General features: G+C 50.9%; 2 protein-coding genes and 1 pseudogene. 2 read left to right on the top strand and 1 reads right to left on the bottom strand.

Features of this window, described 5'->3' with window-relative positions:
• Nucleotides 1-45 precede the first annotated feature (45 nt).
• Nucleotides 46-2,622: an anti-phage-associated DUF1156 domain-containing protein gene (locus tag NW828_RS13665; protein ID WP_414384443.1), complete on the bottom strand. Its 2,577-nt coding sequence runs from the start codon at nucleotides 2,620-2,622 to the stop codon at nucleotides 46-48.
• A 52-nt stretch (nucleotides 2,623-2,674) separates the two neighbouring features.
• Between NW828_RS13665 and NW828_RS13660 the strand changes: the two genes are divergently transcribed.
• Both NW828_RS13660 and NW828_RS13655 read left to right on the top strand, forming a co-directional pair.
• Nucleotides 2,675-2,914 carry a DUF433 domain-containing protein gene (locus tag NW828_RS13660; RefSeq protein ID WP_011433325.1) on the top strand — a complete coding sequence of 80 codons (240 nt, stop codon included), beginning with the start codon at nucleotides 2,675-2,677 and terminating at the stop codon, nucleotides 2,912-2,914.
• Between the two features lie 76 nt (nucleotides 2,915-2,990).
• Nucleotides 2,991-3,166: pseudogene (locus tag NW828_RS13655) on the top strand (RNA-guided endonuclease TnpB family protein); the annotation flags it as partial.

Here is a 3,166-nt window from a genome sequence, read left to right as displayed (position 1 = left end):
TCTAAAAAACCAACTTCATCCTCTTTCCTCTATAAATTATTCTCTCTATCCTAACATAAGATCAACACGACCTAGAGCATTTTTGAGTCGGGCATTGTTGGGCTGCTGAGAGGCCATCAATTCGCCATAGTCGCCAACTCGAAATGCCTTGGCAAAGTTCTGGTAGTTGTCCAGCTTCTTCAGCCCTACCGCTTCCAGTTCCATCATTTTCAGATAAAAGCGCTCTGCACCACAGCACCCCTCCCACACCCCCTGCGCGATGCCTTCAGGTACAAGATGCTCATTGGCAACCTGCACGGCATAATCAATAATTTCCCGAACGATATCTCTTTCGCCTTTGGGTCGGGGGCGCAGGGCTGCTGCCACCATATCCTGTCCATCAATGCGCCGGTAGCCCGTCAATACCCGCAACGCTGCCGCATAACCTGCCATTTGCAAATCGGCATCTTCAAACAGGTTTTCGGTGCGCCCCTTGCCTTGGGTGCTTTGATTTAGCCCCACCATGGTTTCAATCTGATGGGCAACTTCTTGCCGCACCTCTTCCACCAGCTCATCCCGATAGGCAGAAGTATCTTGCAACCGCTTACGCGCCACCAGCAACACCGTGCCTTGCACATAACCGCCCTTTTTGAGTTCAGAAGTGGTTTCGGTGGCAATGTACCAAGCGGCTGTAACTTGCAAGCCCGCCCCCCACATGATGCTGGCCATATCCGACCACACTTCCGCATCCTGATGGGTGAACATCACAATTTGCAAGCCGTTGTCGGGCATATGCTTTGCTAAGGCAGTATAGGCGGCAATCATGTCCTGCCGAAACTTTTCCCCCTTGCCCTGAATGGCTAAAGCTCTGCGACTGTCCCACACCCAATCGGCAAATTCTTTGGGCGGATTCTTTCGCAACCACGCGATGAAAAATTCCGTGATCTCGTGGTAATGCACTGCATCCGCATACGGTGGATCAGTGATGAAAATGTTACTGGACTCAAGAACTTCCCTGGCAGGTGAAGCAACTATAGAGCTTGAGGACAGGATTTGAGCTTTACCCTTGTTCCAATCTGTACTAAGCGTATGATTCTCGTAGTATTTGACACCTCGTATTCCCCAATTAAAAAATGTATTGAGAGCTTGATTAGTAAAAACGTTTGATACTTTATCACAACCATCATTTGAGTCCCATTTCGTTAAACGTCCTGACCAATCCAATGACTTTGAGAAAATCAAGGCAAGTTCTGAGGCTCTTTTTTGATATTTGATGTTCTTAGAATAAAGCGCATTCACAAAAAGCTGTCGTGCATTAAACAAATGATGCCAATAAGTCCAGCCCCGCTCTCGACTTAAGCGTGTGGTTTCTTCTCCAGGTTCAATCGGCATATCGGGTACCAGTCCAGCTTCTTGCCAGGCGGCGAGGTTTTCTCTAACGATTTGCTCTACTTTGCGCTCTCGTTCTAGGTCGGCGGGGGTGACGCTGGCGAAAAAGGTTTCTTGACGGCTCTTGCCCAATGTTTCGGCGGTGATCCACTGAATGCAATACAGCCGTTCCTGAAAAATATCGTCGGGGCGAGGCATAAAATCGTGCTTTTCCCAACGGCGCAGTTTATTGCCGGTGGTGCCATCAGGAAGACGGTAATCGCCTCGGATGGTTTTAATAGGCGTGCGGTACTCTTCTCCATCCAGAACGTAAACCAAATCGCCATCCTGAACGGTGCCCTTGGCAGCGGCTTTCATTTCCGCTTCGCTGACCCCGGATACAATTTCAATTTCAAAACGTTTTTGGTCGTAATTGGGGATTAACTTGGCCACCACATTGCGGGTTTTGCTGATCACCCAACTGGGAGCCATTGGCACCATCCAGCCGGTGTGGGGGCAACGGGTTTCTAGGCAGTATAGGTAGGCTTTGGCGCGGTTGCCGTGCTCATCATGCTCAATGCCTAGAGCAGTAATTTCCCGATCCACCGCCTCAGCCACTGCTTTTTGGGCTGCTTCAATTTCCCGACGGGTGGCTTCATCGGCTCCCACGATATTCAGCGCTCCCCAAGTGAGCATACAGGCAATGGGATTGAGGTCGCTGGCATAGACATCGCATCCCAGCCTTGCCGCCTCAAAGGGGATTTGACCGCTCCCGCAAAAGGTATCCCCTACTCGTGGGCGATGGCCAAACCGCAAAGTCCCCAGTTGCTCCACCAATTCCGGGAAACTGTGGGCATTTGTCCCCAAATGTTGGTTCACCCGATCCCAAATGGGGCCGTAGAGGGTGGCATCGTCGCATTCTTCCGGGCGTTTGCAGAGTTCCAGTTTTTCGAGGTAAGAGCCTTGTGCCAATTTGGGTTTATCCCGTTGCGATTTCAGACGGCGTTCCAAACTGCTGTCAGCAATGCCCATCAGCAACTCAAACACTTCCAGATCGCCTTCGGGGTTATCTGTGGCAGGTAGCAATGCCCCCAACACACAGGCTTTGGCAAGGATCAGGGGTTTGCGCCCTTTCCAGTAGCTCCCTAACGCCGTAAGGGTTTGTCCCGCCCCAGCTTTGCGTTCCTTTTGGGCTTCGGCGCTGATTTTTTGGGCAGGCAAGAGCCGCTCGATCAAACTCGGCTTATCTTTCCAAGCAAGGGGGATGATGGACAAGGGAGATCTCCGGCTATACCATCGATCATGGTAGCTCTTAGGGCCCTAAGCCGTGAACTGGGAAGACTATATTCATTCGGATCCCGATATTCTCCTGGGTAAGCCAGTTTTCAGAGGAAGTCGCCTATCGGTGGAATTTATTTTGGGGCTATTTTCGGCAGGCTGGACGGAAAAGCAGATTTTGGAAAACTACCCTACGCTGACTCCAGAAGCACTTAGGGCTATGTTTAGCTATATCCAAGAATGTATGCGTGAAATGAACTTCTACAGTTTTTCAGATAAAGTCAGCTAGAAATCGCAGGAGCCCCGCACTGTACCCGTAGGGTCACTGCCGGGAGGAATGCGCTTTGATGAAGTACAATGAACTTATGAGCCAAGCCCTGACCATATCCTGCAAGCTCAAGGTGTCCTCGTCGCAAGCCGCCAAATTGGACGCGACTTTGGAGGCTTTTGGCCAAGCCTTGAATTGGGTCAACCAGAACACGCCGGAGAAGATCGTCAACGCGGTCAAGCTGCAATCCCTTTGCTACTACGAGATTCGAGC

Origin of the sequence: Synechococcus sp. W55.2 (genome assembly GCF_047461635.1) — a bacterium.
In the GTDB taxonomy this organism is placed as follows: domain Bacteria; phylum Cyanobacteriota; class Cyanobacteriia; order Thermostichales; family Thermostichaceae; genus Thermostichus.
Note: the sequence above shows the minus strand (reverse complement) of the source record. Positions and strands in the feature narration are given on the sequence as shown.